Source organism: Blastocatellia bacterium, assembly GCA_035275065.1.
GTDB lineage: Bacteria > Acidobacteriota > Blastocatellia > UBA7656 > UBA7656 > DATENM01.
This window is the reverse complement of sequence record DATENM010000054.1, coordinates 302,511-316,619: the sequence shown is the minus strand read 5'-3', so window position 1 is coordinate 316,619 and position 14,109 is coordinate 302,511. Positions and strand designations below refer to the sequence as shown.

Below are 14,109 nucleotides of genomic sequence, written 5' to 3'. Positions count from 1 at the left end.
GCGAGCGCATGTACCCGTCCGCAAGCTCCGCCAACGTCGTCAACATGCACGTGAACGCGCCGATCCCGCGGCTGCCCAAGCACTTGTCGGCGCATCAGGCGATGCTTGAAGGCCTGCTCGCGAAGAAACCCGAGGAGCGCTTTCAATCCGCACGCGAGCTGTTCCCGCTCGTCTCGATATAGGACGCCGGATGCCGCGTGAAATGCAGAATCCCGAAGAGCAGCAATACCTCGATCTCCTCGCCGAAGTGCTCGAGCAAGGCTCGCGCAAGACCGACCGTACCGGCACCGGCACGCTGTCGGTGTTCGGGCGGCAGCTGCGCTTCAGGCTCGATCCGAGCTTCCCGCTGCTCACGACGAAGAAGCTGCACCTGAAATCCATCGTCTACGAGCTGCTCTGGTTCCTGCGCGGCGACACCAACATCAGTTATCTGCAAGAGCATGGCGTCCGCATCTGGAATGAGTGGGCCGACGAGCAGGGCGAGCTGGGGCCGGTCTACGGGCGGCAGTGGCGCAGCTGGCAAGCCGCCGATGGGCGCTCAATCGATCAAATCAGCCAGGTCGTCGAGCAGATCAAGACCAACCCTGACTCGCGCCGCCTGATCGTCAGCGCCTGGAACGTCGGCGAGCTGGACCGCATGGCCTTGATGCCCTGCCACCTGCTGTTTCAGTTCTACGTCGCCAACGGGCGGCTCTCGTGCCAGATGTACCAGCGCTCGGCGGACATCTTTCTCGGCGTGCCGTTCAACATCGCTTCTTACGCGCTGCTGACCATGATGATGGCGCAGGTCTGCGGGCTGGGGCCGGGCGAATTCATTCACACGCTCGCTGACGCGCACCTCTACAGCAACCATCTCGAACAGGCGCGCTTGCAGCTTGAGCGCGAGCCGCGCCCTTTGCCGCGCATGCAGATCAACCCGGCGGTCACTTCGATATTCGACTTCGATTATTCAGATTTCGAGCTTGTAGGGTACGACCCGCACCCGCACATCAAAGCGGAGGTGGCGGTGTGATTGTGTCTTTGCTGGTGGCGATGGACGAACGGCGCGGCATCGGCAGGCGCGGCGGCTTGCCGTGGCGGCTGTCGAGCGACCTGAAACGCTTTCGCGAGCTGACCATGGGCCATCACATCGTCGTCGGGCGCAAGACCTTCGAATCGATTGGCAAGCCGCTCGCCGGTCGCCAGATGATCATCGTCACGCGCGACACGGATTACCACATCGCCGGCTGCTTTACGGTGCATTCCATCGCTGAAGCCCTGGAGCTTGCGCGGCAGCATGGCGAAACCGAGCTGTTCATCTGCGGCGGCGCGGCGATTTATGCGCGGACGCTGGAACAGGCCGAGCGCCTCTACCTGACGCGGGTTCACGCCGATTGCGATGCCGATACCTTCTTCCCCGAATTCAACCCGGAGGATTGGCTCGAAACCGCAAGCGAAACTCACGGGGCTGACGAAAAGAATCAGCACCCGTTCACCTTCTCACTCCTTGAGAGAAAGGAATGAAACAAACACCTTGTGCGGGACTGGAAAAGCAAGCTCGTCAGGGTCTATTCATTCATGGGAGATCAACCGCCAAGACGCCAAGAGCGCCAAGCCAAAGGCGAGCGGCTTTCTCTTGGTGTCCTTGGCGTCTTGGCGGTTGATCCCCGGTCTCTGGGCCGAGAATGAATAGACCCTGACGAGATCATGCCAACCGGTTGTCAATTGCGCGGCTGTTCCTCTACAATTTGTGTTTCCCATCAACCCGGGATCGCTCGCCTAGTCTGGCGAGCGCGGGCAGCAAACCTTTCGGAGGCCAGGAATCGCTATGTTGAAGTTCCTCAGCGGGCGCAAGCGTTCGCGCAATCTGTTGTTGGTTTTTTTCGTCCTCGTCATGACGCTGTCGCTGGTCGGGTTATTCTCGGTCGCGGTTTCGGGCGGCGCTGCCGGCTTGTTCGGCAACAAGAACGGCGGCAGTGATACGACCATCGCCAAAGTCGGCAGCTACGAGGTGACGCTCAAAGAGTACAAGGACGCGCTCACCGGCTTCAGCCGGCAGATTTCGCAAGGCCAGGGGCGCACAGGCATGCAAAGCCTGACGACGACCTACGCGCAGTACGGTCAGCAGATTCTCGACAACCTGCTGCGCGAGAAGCTCGTCCAGTACGAAGCCGACCGCCTCAACCTCAGCGCCACCGACGAAGAAGTCGAAGCGCGGCTGAAGCAGACCTTCAGCCCGTGGCCCGGCCCCGAACAGTATCGCGAGCGCCTCATTCAAGCCGGCATGACGCCGGCGCAATTTGAAGCCGGGCTGCGCGCCAGCCTCTCTGCCGAGCACCTGCGCAGCTACATCACCGCCGCCGTGCAGTTGTCGCCGCAGGAGGTCGAAGACGAGTACCGCCGCAACAACAACCGCTACAGCATCCGCTGGGCCGATGTCAGTCCCGACCAGTTGAAGGACAAGGTGACTTTCACCGACAGCGACCTGCGCGCCTTCTTCGATTCGCACAAAGACGACTTCAAGATCACCACAGAGCAGCGCCGCGCCCGCTACATCTTCGTTGACTCGGCGAAGGCCGGCGAGGCCGTACAGGTCAGCGATGATGAGCTGAAGCCGGACTTCGACCCGGAGCGCAACCTCAAGGCGGTGCGCGTCAGCCAGATCGTCCTCAACGTGCCGAAGGTCGAGAAACCCGACCCCAACAAGCCGGCTTCGGCACAGCAGACCGGCGACCCCGAAGAGACCGTGCGCAAGAAGGCGCAGGAGCTGACCGACCGCGCCAAGGCCGGCGAAGACTTCGCCAAGCTGGCCCGCGAAAACAGCAACGATGCGGCATCCAGGGCCGGCGGCGGCGACATCGGCTGGGTCAACAAAGATGCCAAGCGCGAGAGCGATGACCCGCTCAACAACGCGTTCAACTTCAAAGCCGGCGATGTCAGCCAGCCGATCAAGAAGGGTGACAAATACTACATCCTGAAAGTCATCGAGCGCCGCATGGCGACGTTCGAAGAGGCGAAGCCGGGGCTGCTCAAAGAAGCCCGCATGCGCAAGGGCTACAGCGAAGCAGTCAATATCGCGAATCAGGCGCTGCAACGTTTGAAAGAGACCAAAGACGCGCAGGCGGTGGTCACCGAGATCAACAAGCAGCGCGGCGTTGAAGTTGCCGCCCTGCGCGAGACGCCCTTCTTTTCGCGCGGCGACAACTTGCCGGAGCTGAACGGTGCCTTTGAGCTTCAGGCCGCCGTCTTCCAGTTGCAGAATCCCGGCGATGTCGGCGAATCGGTCAACGTCCAGGGCGGCTTCGCCATCCCGCAGTATGTCGAGAAGCGCGACCCGCACGACCCGACATTTGAAGAGGTGCGGGCCAAAGTCGAGCAGCGTTACCGCGAAGACCGCGCCAAACAACTGGCGCAGGATCGCGCCCGCCAGATCGGCCAGGCCAAATCGCCCGACGAGATGAAGAAGATCGCCGACTCACTCGGCGTCAAAGTCGACGAGCGTCCGGGCATCGGCGAATCCGATTCCATCGGCCCGCTGACGACCGACGAGAGCCGCGCGGCCATCTATAAGCTCAACGTCGGCCAGGTGACCGCCGAGCCGATGAAGAGCGACAGTGACCACTATGTCGTGGCGGCCGTGGTCGGGCGCAAAGACGCAGACATGGGCGAAGCGTTTCAGAAAGAGAAGAAATCGCTGGAGCAGCGCATGCTCGACGAAAAGCGCAACGTCTACTTCTCGACCTATCTGGCCGAGCTTCAACAGCGGCTGAAAACCGACGGCAAGATCAAGGTCTATCAGAATCGCCTGGACGACGCGATGGAAGCCCTGGCGACGCAGCCGGGAGCGGCGCCGCAGCCGGATATGCCGCCGGCGATGCCGCAACGCCCGCGCCGCCAGCCGGCACGCTTGCCCGGCCAGTAATCCGAGCCCAAGCGAAAGCTAACAAAGCCTTCGCCCGTCATCACGACCGGCGAGGGCTTTGTCATGCTCATTTCTTTGCGGCAGGCAGTTGATCGATTTTTCGGAAACCCGCGGGGACGGCGAAATCATCAGGCGATACGTCGAGGCGAATGCCGCGCCGCTCCGTGGTCAGGCGCGCGCCGTTCGGCGATTCGACTTCGATCAGCAAGGGCAAGCCGGAAAGGTCGCGGGCGCGGCGGCTGCGCGTCACTTCAACGCGCCCATCGGCAAACGTCGCGCGTTCTTCAATCACCTGGCAGGGGTGATCCTCGATGGTTTCATCTCCCAGCACGCGAAGGGCGACTTGAACGGGCGCGGGCGCATCGCTCAGGGCGCGCTCGACCTCTTCAAGACTGATTGCCGGTGGCGCGCTTTCGCTTGCCGGCGACGCGGCATCGTGCGCCGCCGCAGCCGGCACGGCGGTGCCGGAATCGAATTCGACATAGAGGCGATGGTCGAGGTCGAGCAGGTAACCTTTGCCGAGGTCGGGCCGCAGAATCAGCGCCCGCGCCGCGCCGGCTTCTGTCCACTGTTCACGCCGCCAGTCGCCGCGCCGCGCGACGCTGCCGCTCGTCGTTTCGCGGGCTTCGCCGTCAACCGCCAGCCTTGTCACGGTTGCCGCATAGACATCGGGCTCACCTGCCGCGATGATCTCAGCGATGGCGGCGTCCGGGCGGCGGCGACAACTGATTAAGCAGATGACCAGCACGGCGAGCCACGCAAGCCGCGACCAGTCTGGTTTTCCGAGCGAGCGCATAATGGTTGAGATTCTACCACCATCGCGCCGAAGGTCGCGCTGTCGGCGCAAGGCGCTGGCTGGCAATCGCCATCGCGTTGCAACTTTGGCTGCGAGCCGTAAGGTGTCGTTACTCCCAGGCGAAAGGATGAAAGGTTTTCATGTCAGCGATCAATAGGCGACGGTTCATAGGCACGATGCTCGTAGCGGGCGCGGCTCAGATTGCGCCGCGCGCCGCTTACAGTAGCCGCGCCACGGATTCACGCATCGAGATTTTGATTAGCGAGCCGGCCGGTGTCATCGCGCCGGAGATTTATGGCCATTTCGCCGAGCATCTCGGCGGCGTCGTTTATGACGGCATCTGGGTCGGCGAAGGCTCGAAGATCGCCAACGTCGGCGGCATTCGCCGGGCACTGGTCGAAAGCCTGAAGCGCATTCGTCCCGCGGTGGTGCGCTGGCCGGGCGGCTGTTTCGCTGACAGCTACGACTGGCGCGATGGCACGGGGCCGCGCGCCGCGCGCCCGCGGCGCACCAATTTCTGGAGCGACGGTCTGCCGCAAAAGCAGTTCGGCAACGCGCCGCAAAAATATGACCCGAACCATTTCGGCACGAATGAATTCGTGCGCTTCTGCCGCCTGATCGGCGCGCAGCCTTACCTGGCCGCCAACCTGCGCAGCCTGCCGGCCAGAGACTTTTACCAGTGGGTCGAATACTGCAACGCGCCTGCCGGCTCGACCTCGCTTGCAGACTTGCGCGCCGCGAGCGGCGACCGCGAGCCGTTCAACGTGCGCTACTGGGGTGTCGGCAACGAATCGTGGGGCTGTGGCGGCAACTTCACGGCGGAAGAGTACGCGGCAGAGTTCCGCCGCTTCACCGCATGGGTGCCGGGGTACGAGAAGCGGCTGTCGTTGATCGGCGCGGGGCCGGGCAGCGGCGACCTGAGCTGGACGCGGCGCTTCTTCGCCAAACTGGCCGAGAAGGGCGAGGGCCAGTTGAACGGGATGTATGGCTGGGGGCTGCATCATTACTCCTGGAACCTGAGCCGCGGGCAGTCGAACGATTGGGAGAAAGCCAAAGGCGACGCCCTGAAGTTTGATGTCGAAGAGTGGTACGAGCTGTTCAGGCAGGGCGACCAGGTTGAGAAACTGATCAACGATCACTGGGCGGCGATGGGCGAGATTGACAAGTCGCATCGCGTCAAGCTGGTGGTAGACGAATGGGGCGCGTGGTACAGGCCGGGCAGCGAAGCCCACCCGACGCATCAGCTCGGCCAGGCTTCGACCATGCGCGACGCGGTGCTGGCCGGGCTGACCCTGGACATCTTCAACCGCCATGCCGACAAGGTGGCGATGGCCAACATCGCCCAACTGGTCAACTGCCTGGCGGCGCTCTTCATCACCCATGAAGATCAGTTCATCGTCACGCCGACCTATCACGTCTTCGAGATGTACGCCGCGCACCAGGGCAACCGGGCGCTGCGCATGACGGTTGACGCGCCAGAGGTGCGTTACAATCGCGTCGGCAAGGCGGCGAGTTTCTGGGGCTTGAAAGGCTCGGCCTCGCTCGGCGACCGCGAGATGGTTGTTACGGTGGTCAACCCGCACGCCTCTGAAGCGCGTGAGACCGAGATCAGCCTGCGCGGCGCGGCCATCAAGTCGGCGCAGGCGAGGACGATTGCGGCAGACGACATTCACGCGCACAACAGCTTTGCCAGCCCGCGCGCCGTCGAGCCCAAAGACGCGGCGATTACGGCGAGCGGCGCGTCGCTGGTGCATCGCTTCCCGCCGGCCTCGGTGACGCGATTGCGCATCGAGCTGGCGTGATCGCGCGCTCACCTGGAGTGGTTTTCGATTGCCTTTGCGATGTAGGGCAATCTGTTAGATTGCGCAGTGCCTCGTGCAATCTAACAGATTGCGCTACACCTGATTGATAACCGCTCTAGGGCTTGGCGGCGCGGTCGGTGTCGAGCATGAAGAAATCGCGGATGCGCCGCAACAGGTCGGGCTGTGCGTGTCGCATGCGCTGGTGGATTATCTCTTCGGTCAAGGATTCGCGAATCGCATCCAGCTCGACGCGGCGCTTGGCCAGCGTGTGCGAGATGGCTTCGGCGACCTCCGGGCGTTCATGGATGATGTCGCGAAAGGCGGCTTTGTCGAGACGGTAACATTTCACATCGGTGCGCGCGATGACCGTGGCGCGGCGCACCTCGCCGGTCATCATCCCCATCTCGCCAAAGTAATCGCCGCTACTCAGGACCGCGACTTTCTCGCGGCGGCCCTCGATGCTCACCTGCACCTCGGCCTCGCCTTCGACAATCACATAAAGCCAGTGAGCCTCGTCACCCTGCCGGGTCATCACTTCGCCGCGCAAGAAGGGCGCGATGAGCAGCCGCGTCGCCAGGCGGCGCTTCTCTTCGTCGGCCAGCGGATGAAACAGCTCGATGTGGTCAATGGCTTCCAGGCGGCGGCCAATCTCTTCGGTGCGTTTGCGCTCGCGGCGCGACTCGCTCTCCTGTGTGACGAAGAGCGACTGCGCCGGAATCGATAGCGGGATGTCGGCGCGGCGCAAGGCGGTATAGAGTCGCGTTCGCACCACCGAATCGGTCGGGTCTGTAAGCGCCAGATCGGTCAGCCAGTAACGCGCCGCATAGACCGCATAGCTGTCCTTGAAATCAATCACCAGGCAATGCGGCGGCGGGTTGCTGGCGACGTCGGGGATCGGTTCAGCGCACAGCGCTTTTTCGACCGCGGCGATGACCTGTGACGGCGCGTAGCGAAAATCGACGTTGAAATAAACCCACTGGCGGTGCTGGCGCGGCTGGCCGACGCGGCGGCCCAGGATGATGACCTGCGATTTCATCAAGATGCTGTTGGGGATCACCACGGTGTCCCAGTTGCGCGTTTCAATCGAGGTCTGCCGCCAGCGAATCTCTTGCACACGGCCTTCTTGCTGATCGATGCGCACCCAGTCGCCGACATGGATCGTGTGCTCCATCTGCAAGGCGAGGCCACCCATGACGTTGCCGAGCGTGTCTTGAAGCGAAAAGCCGATGACCGCCGTAATGACGGCCGAGGTGGCGACGACGCCGGCAAGGTCAACGCCGCTGTGTGACAGCAGCGTGATGCCCGCGACGATATAAGCCAGGGCAAGCAGCAGGTCGCGGAGAATGCGCGGCGGCGACAAATGCAAAGGGCGCAGCAGCACGGCGAAGATGAAGACGCCGACCAGGTTGATGGTGCCGATGCTGACGACGAAGAACGCAACGAATCTGAGGAAGCGATAGCCGAAGCTTTCGCTATTGCCGCCGTAATAAACGATGGCGCTGGCGCCGAGCAATCCGGCGAACGAAAGTGCCAGCAGCAATACGGCGCTGCGAATGCCGGGACGGTCGGCGGGCGCGAGAATAAACAACACCGCCGCGACAAAGATGAAGACCAGCACCAGCCAGTAAAGGCTGCTGCCGACGCCCGCCGTGGTTTGAACGATTTGCCAGAAATGCATCGCAGGGCGAATCCTAGTGATAGACGCCGAGCGGCGCAAGCGAAATGAGCAGAATGGCGAGGGGTGAAGCCCAGAGGGCGCAGACTTTCTGTCTGCGCCCTCTGGGGAGTGAGCGGCTAAACTTCAGACGATCACCCTAGAAGTGGCGCGAGTAACCGACCAGGATGAGGTAATCGGCAAAGGCGGCATCGCCATGCCGGTTATCCATAATATCCGGCACGCTGCGCGTGCGATTGCGGCGCACCGCCACCGGCACGCTGAACGACCAGGACTGGCTGCCCTTGCTGAAGATCAATCCCGGCTCCAGCGAGACCGCATAGCCGGGCCGCCGGAAACCGTTGCTGTCGCCGATCAAATCTCTCGACGGCAACCCTTCGCCGCGCACGCTCACCGTCCATGCGAGGCTGCGGACTTTGGGGAACGGCGCGACCGCGCCGGCGCGATAAAGATACTGATCGGCCACAGACATAATGGCTTCAGAGGGGCGGCTGCGGCCCGTCGGCACGCCATTGGTGCCGCGCGGGTTGGACAGATAGACGCCCGAAGCGAACAGCCGCATGCTCTTGATCGCCTTGTACGCCTGGAATTCAGCGATCAAGCCAAAGCCGCCATCGCCGGGCTGGATGGACTGGTCAATGACGCGCGTCACCGGCCCCAAAGGGGTGTTGACCGTGTCGGTGACATCATACCTGCCGGTCGGCAGCTTGATGCCAAAGCCGACGGCGACATTCTGCCGCGCCTCATTGGGATTGCGGAACAGCCAGCGGCGGGCGACGAAGGTGATGTCGCCGAGGCCGTACCCGTGCGTCACTTGATCGGGCGAGCGCTGATTGTAACGCTTGGCAAAAAACAGCGGCACGCTCATTGAAACGCTGAGCTGCGAATTCACTTCGTAGGTTCCGGCAAGGTCGAGGATGTGAATGCGATTGTTGACTTCGGTGCGCTGTTCGGCGCGGTCAAGCTGTTCTTCGGTGCCGACGAAGTGGCGGTGCGAGTGTTGATAACGATAACCGACCGAGAGCTGGAAGCGGCGCGGACTGAGCCACGACTCTCCCGATGGGTTCGTTTCTCCTCTGGGAATTTGCGGGCCAATCACGGGCACGCTTTGTCTTGCGGCCACTCAGCCCTGTGCCCAGGCGTTCGGGCTGGGAAAGAGAAGCCCTGCAAGCAGAGCCGTGCCGGCGACAAGCCATCGCGCGGCCTGAGAGCGGAATCGATTGAACATCAGTTGCCTCCTCATTATCTTTGTCCGTTGCTTCGGAATGGTGCGATGCGCGTTATATGAGACCGATAGTTAAGCCTGCCGCCGCGACGGCGGCCTTCGGCGCGCGGCGATCCTGAATTCGTTTGCTGAATTGAGGACTGACTTTTATGGAAATTGCCGGGAGAGAGCACCACCCCGGCCTATCGTATCGCGGCAGAGGATATCTTAGCCCGCGCGTTCTGTCATTAAACCAGGGTAAGAGCCGCGTCTAATACTTTTGATATAGGGCAGACTATTCCCGGCCGAAGCGGTCATGTGTAATCCCGCGACGACGACACCAAGGGCGGTCGTGTTATGATGTCGGCGCATATCGCTCATCCACCATGAAAGTATCGCTTTTCATCACCTGTCTGGTTGACCAGCTCTTTCCGCAAGTCGGCGTGAGCATGGTCGAACTGCTCGGACGGCTGGGCGTCGAGGTCGCCTTTCCCGAAGCGCAGACCTGCTGTGGCCAGCCGGCCTTCAATAGCGGTTACCGCGCCGAGGCCCGCCAGCTCGCGGCGCGCTTTCTCGATGTCTTCGCCAATAGCCAGTACATCGTCACGCCTTCGGGCTCGTGCGCCAGCATGGTCAAAGTGTTTTACGCCGATCTCTTCGAAGACGAGCCGATGCGCACGGAGCGTGCGCGCCAGCTTGCGGCGCGCACCTATGAGTTGAGCGATTTTCTAGTCAACGTCTTGAAGGTCGAAGACGTCGGCGCGCGCTATAGCGGGCGCGTCGCCCTGCACCAGTCGTGTCACTTGCTGCGCGAGCTGAACGTCAGAAGCGAGCCGCTGAAGTTATTGCGCGCCGTGCGCGGCATCGAGCTGGTCGAGCTGGAGCGCGCCGACGCCTGCTGCGGGTTTGGCGGGCTGTTTGCGATCAAGTATGCGCAGATTTCCGGGGGCATCCTGCAAGAAAAGCTCGACTGCATTAAGCGCAGCGGCGCCGAGGTCATTGTCGCAAGCGACATGGGATGCCTGATGCACATCAGCGGCGGCCTGAGCCGCCAGCGCCTCGCGGTTCGCACTCTCCACCTCGCCGAATTGCTCGCCGCCGAGTAGGAGGCAGTAAGCAGGAGGCAGTCAACACATGAGCATAAACGCGGAAGGCGGCAGGCGATGATTCAAAGATCACCAGCCCGCCGCCTTCGCTGTTTTTATCGCTGCCTACTGCTTTCTGTCCCGGCGAGCTGCTTGAGCAGCTCGCGCACCGCCGCGTCGAGCTGCGAGTCGCGCCCGGTGTAGCCCTCGCCGATGGGCCGCACCACCAGAACGTCAACCGGGCGCGGCTTAAGCTCCATCAAGCTGCCGTCGCTCGCAGTAATTCGGGTGAACGGGATGCGCACCGAAGAGCCGTCAATCAAACTGGCGCCCGAGGTGTAGATGATCCACCCGGCGGTCGGCTCGCCCACGACTTTGCCGAGCTTCAAAGCGCGATAGCCTTCAGTGAAGTCTTCGGCGTCAGAAAGCGAATGCTGATTGGTCACCAGGATGGTCGGCGCTTCCAGCGCCCGCTGACCGAGCTGTGTGCGCGCCGGCGTCGCTGGCAAGCCGCGCGGCGTCATCGTCAAGTAAGGCCGCCGCGCAAACACGTCGAGGGCATACGCATTGACGAAGCCGCCATTGTTGTTGCGCACATCGATCACCACGCCTTCGCGCGAATGATTCTCGACGTCGAGATCGACGTAAAGCTGCGCCAGCGACGCTTCGCCCATGTCGGGCATGTGAACATAGCCGAGCCGCCCATTGCTGACGCGCGCTACGTAAGCCCGCTGCTCTTCGACCCAGTTGCGATAAAGCAAGCCCTTATCCGTGCCAAAGCTTACGGGACGCACGGCGACTTCGCGGCGACTGCTGCCGTCGGCAGTGGCGGCGATGGCGAGCGCAACGCGGCGGTTGACTTTAAAATTCAGCAACGCGTCCAGGTTGGTGTGCGCGCCGATCTCTGTGCCGTCGACCGCCAGCAGATATTCGCCCGGCTTCAGGCCGGCGAGCGCGGCGGGGCTGAGCGGCAGAACCGCTGTGATACGCAGTCGCCCGCCGCTCTCGTATTCGCGGCGGTCGAAGCTCAAGCCGATGCGCCCGCTCGGCGTTGCCTGCGCCGCCGTGAGCGCCCCCGCAACCCCTGAGTGCGAAGCGTTCAGCTCGCCGACCATCAGGTTCATTAAGCGGCGCACTTCTTCAGAGGTGCGCGCGCCGCGGATGCGCGGCTCATAGGCGACGCGCACCGCTTCCCAGTTGACGCCATGAAAATTCTCGTCATAGAAATTGTCGCGCAGGTAGGTCCACGCCTGCCGAAAGGCTTCCATCTTCTCGCGCGCAAAATCAACGTCCAGCTCGGCACTCAGCGCCAGCGACCGCACCTGCCGCGATTCGACCGTCACCACGTTGATGCGGCCCTGCTCGATGTAGAAGACCTCCTTGCCGTCGGGCGTGAATTGCGCGCCGCGCTTGAAGCCGGCGGTCGAGGTGAGCTGGCGGGCGACCGGCGGCTCTTTGGCCAGTTCGTCGAGCGAATAGGTGTAAAGGTTCTGCTGGCCGGCGGCGTCGGCGATCACCAGCAAGGTCTTACCGTCGGGGCTGATCGTCTGGGCACCCACGTCAACGCCGAGAGGCAGAAGCTGTAGCCGCCGGCGAATGTCGTCAAAGACGACTTCGACCGGCTTCGGCGCTTTCTTGGCGTCCGTAGCCGAAGCTACAGAAGGCTCGCGCGGCGGCGCGGCGGCGGGCCGCGATTCTTGCGGCGCGGGCTGCACGGGCGGGCGCGGCGATTCTTCTTTGAAGAGATCGCGGAACATGTCTTCGCGGAAGCGCGGCGTGCGCGGCACCAGATCAACGCGGGCGACGCGGAATTCTTCGGTGCGCTGGCCTGTGTCGAAGAGCAGGTACTTGCCGTCGGGGCTCCACGACACGGTACCGCTGAAGGAGTTGGCCAGAAAGCTCACGGGCCGCGCTTCGCCGCCCGCTGCCGGGACGACTTGAAGATTGCGGAAGAGCTTGCCGCTGACGGTCAGAAACGCCAGCCAGCGCGAATCGGGCGACCAGGTGAACGGGCGCTCCGAGATGAACGGCTGGCGCTCGAAGCGTGTGGTCGCCAGCCCGCGCTCCTCTTTCGAGCGCGGGTCGAGAACACGCAGCTCGCGGGCGTCGCGCACATAAGCGATCAGCTTGCCGTCGGGCGAAAAGCGCGGCGTCGTGTCGGCGGTCGCGCCCGTCGTCAGTTGCGTTTCGGTGCCGGCGGCGAAGTCGTACAAGAACAGATGCGGCGCGCCATCGCGGTTCGAGACGTAGACCAGGCGGCGGCTGTCGGGTGCCCAGTTGAGCTGCGACTCGGCGGCGATGGTGCTGGTGACGCGCGCCGCGTCGCCGCCGTCTTTGGCCGAAGCGGCAAAGACTTCGCCGTGGGTGATGAAAGCGACTTTCTGGCCGTCGGGCGAAAGCTGCATCTCTTGAATCTGGCTGGTCTGTGTCAGCCGCTCGATGGACGGGCCGGCGGGCACGCCGCGCCGCGTGATGTTAATCTCGCTGGCCTGATTGCTCGCGGTATCAAACTTCCAGATCGTGAAGTCGTGCTCGAAGACGATGACGCGGCCATCGTAAGAGATGTTCGGCCACAACACGCGCCCGTCCTTGAAGCGCGTCAGCGGCTTTGGCGTCGCGCCCGGCGCGCGGCTCCAAAGGTTCTGCGCGCCGTTGCGGTCAGAAACGTAATAGATCGTCCGCCCGTCGCCGCTCCACATCGGCCACATATTCTTGCCGTCGCTGTCGCTGATCTGTTCGTAGGTCGGCGGCGCGGTGTCGCGCATCACCCAGATTTCGCATTCGTCGAGATGCGAATGGCCCTTGCGCCACCACTGTACAGAGCTGTCGCCGCGCGCCGTGAAGGCCATCTGGCTGCCGTCGGGCGAAGGGGCCGCCGCGTATTCATTGACGTAGCGTTCGGCGCTCACCGGCATCGGCGTGCCGCCTTCGGCGCTGACCCGGTAGATGTCATTGAAGAGGTTGGCAATGTCGTGGGCGTTCGAAGAGAAGTAGAGCCAGCGCCCGTCACGCGACCATGCATCAAGCTGGTCGAGCGCTTCATCAAAGGTCAGGCGCAGCAACTCGCCGCTGTCGAGCGTCAGCACATAGATGTCGCCATTGCCTGTGCGCGTCGAAACGAAAGCCAGGCGCTTGCCGTCAGGTGAATAGAGCGGACGCGATTCGCTCGCCGCATGCGAGACCAGCAGGCGCGCTTCGCCGCCGCTCAGGGGAGCCGTCCAGATGTCGCCGCCCGATACGAAAGCGATCTCCGAGCGGTCGGGCGACACCGCCGGCTCGGTGAAGTAGGGCACGGCTTCGCGGCTTACGGTTTGGGCTAGCCGCGGCGTGACGGCCTTCGCAAGCCCGCTGCTCACCGGCAGCAGTGAGAGCGCAAGGATGAAGGCGAAAAGTATTCTCAAGCGAGCCATAATTCCTCCGTAATGTAAATGACTGATCGTTATCGCAGCCGGACGCCGCCCCGGTCGCCGGTTTGTTGAGGAAGAGTAAATACCTTGTTACCGCAATTGGCAAGGGCACAGGCAGCAGACTTGATCACGTAAGCGGCGGCCATCTTTAAGCGTTGTGTGAAATCCGAAAGGAATGCCATGAAATGCAGCAATCCAAAATGCGATGCGGAGTTGTACCCGGCCGCCATGTTTTTCGG

At 62.8% G+C, this 14,109-nt stretch carries 10 protein-coding genes; 6 read left to right on the top strand and 4 right to left on the bottom strand.

The features are described from left to right. The 4 genes from VJ464_12645 to VJ464_12630 all read left to right on the top strand — a co-directional run. On the top strand, positions 1 to 182 hold a 182-nt coding region (locus VJ464_12645; GenBank protein HKQ05976.1), incomplete at its 5' end, for a serine/threonine protein kinase. A gap of 8 nt (positions 183 to 190) precedes the next feature. After that, complete coding sequence (locus VJ464_12640) at positions 191 to 1,012, top strand: thymidylate synthase (GenBank protein ID HKQ05975.1); 822 nt, start codon at positions 191 to 193, stop codon at positions 1,010 to 1,012. Further along, positions 1,009 to 1,503 (top strand): dihydrofolate reductase, encoded by a 495-nt coding sequence (locus VJ464_12635; GenBank protein ID HKQ05974.1) that lies wholly within the window; start codon positions 1,009 to 1,011, stop codon positions 1,501 to 1,503. Before VJ464_12640 ends, VJ464_12635 begins: the two co-directional genes overlap by 4 nt. 304 nt (positions 1,504 to 1,807) lie before the next feature. Continuing rightward, on the top strand, positions 1,808 to 3,901 hold the full coding sequence (locus VJ464_12630; GenBank protein ID HKQ05973.1) for a peptidyl-prolyl cis-trans isomerase: 2,094 nt from the start codon (positions 1,808 to 1,810) through the stop codon (positions 3,899 to 3,901). A gap of 67 nt (positions 3,902 to 3,968) precedes the next feature. On the opposite strand, the gene VJ464_12625 is transcribed toward VJ464_12630, so the two are convergent. Next, on the bottom strand, positions 3,969 to 4,697 hold the full coding sequence (locus VJ464_12625; protein HKQ05972.1) for a hypothetical protein: 729 nt from the start codon (positions 4,695 to 4,697) through the stop codon (positions 3,969 to 3,971). Positions 4,698 to 4,837: 140 nt separating this feature from the next. Here VJ464_12625 and VJ464_12620 point away from each other — a divergent pair, with 140 nt between their 5' ends. Continuing rightward, on the top strand, positions 4,838 to 6,499 hold the full coding sequence (locus tag VJ464_12620; protein ID HKQ05971.1) for an alpha-L-arabinofuranosidase C-terminal domain-containing protein: 1,662 nt from the start codon (positions 4,838 to 4,840) through the stop codon (positions 6,497 to 6,499). Positions 6,500 to 6,614: 115 nt separating this feature from the next. On the opposite strand, the gene VJ464_12615 is transcribed toward VJ464_12620, so the two are convergent. Continuing rightward, on the bottom strand, positions 6,615 to 8,177 hold the full coding sequence (locus tag VJ464_12615) for a mechanosensitive ion channel family protein (protein HKQ05970.1): 1,563 nt from the start codon (positions 8,175 to 8,177) through the stop codon (positions 6,615 to 6,617). Between the two features lie 136 nt (positions 8,178 to 8,313). Then, positions 8,314 to 9,297 (bottom strand): transporter, encoded by a 984-nt coding sequence (locus VJ464_12610; protein HKQ05969.1) that lies wholly within the window; start codon positions 9,295 to 9,297, stop codon positions 8,314 to 8,316. Positions 9,298 to 9,764: 467 nt separating this feature from the next. Here VJ464_12610 and VJ464_12605 point away from each other — a divergent pair, with 467 nt between their 5' ends. Then, positions 9,765 to 10,484, top strand: a complete 720-nt coding sequence (locus VJ464_12605; GenBank protein HKQ05968.1) for a (Fe-S)-binding protein — start codon at positions 9,765 to 9,767, stop codon at positions 10,482 to 10,484. Positions 10,485 to 10,579: 95 nt separating this feature from the next. On the opposite strand, the gene VJ464_12600 is transcribed toward VJ464_12605, so the two are convergent. Continuing rightward, positions 10,580 to 13,873, bottom strand: coding sequence for an LpqB family beta-propeller domain-containing protein (locus VJ464_12600; protein ID HKQ05967.1), 3,294 nt, complete (start codon positions 13,871 to 13,873; stop codon positions 10,580 to 10,582). Between the last annotated feature and the right edge of the window lie 236 nt (positions 13,874 to 14,109).

Bases quoted from the DNA above. Each gene is read 5' to 3' on its own strand.
- VJ464_12640 (HKQ05975.1), top strand. From the start codon at position 191: ATGCCGCGTGAAATGCAGAATCCCGAAGAGCAGCAATACCTCGATCTC.
- VJ464_12630 (HKQ05973.1), top strand. From the start codon at position 1,808: ATGTTGAAGTTCCTCAGCGGGCGCAAGCGTTCGCGCAATCTGTTGTTG.
- VJ464_12625 (HKQ05972.1), bottom strand. From the start codon at position 4,697: ATGCGCTCGCTCGGAAAACCAGACTGGTCGCGGCTTGCGTGGCTCGCC.
- VJ464_12620 (HKQ05971.1), top strand. From the start codon at position 4,838: ATGTCAGCGATCAATAGGCGACGGTTCATAGGCACGATGCTCGTAGCG.
- VJ464_12615 (HKQ05970.1), bottom strand. From the start codon at position 8,177: ATGCATTTCTGGCAAATCGTTCAAACCACGGCGGGCGTCGGCAGCAGC.
- VJ464_12605 (HKQ05968.1), top strand. From the start codon at position 9,765: ATGAAAGTATCGCTTTTCATCACCTGTCTGGTTGACCAGCTCTTTCCG.
- VJ464_12600 (HKQ05967.1), bottom strand. From the start codon at position 13,873: ATGGCTCGCTTGAGAATACTTTTCGCCTTCATCCTTGCGCTCTCACTG.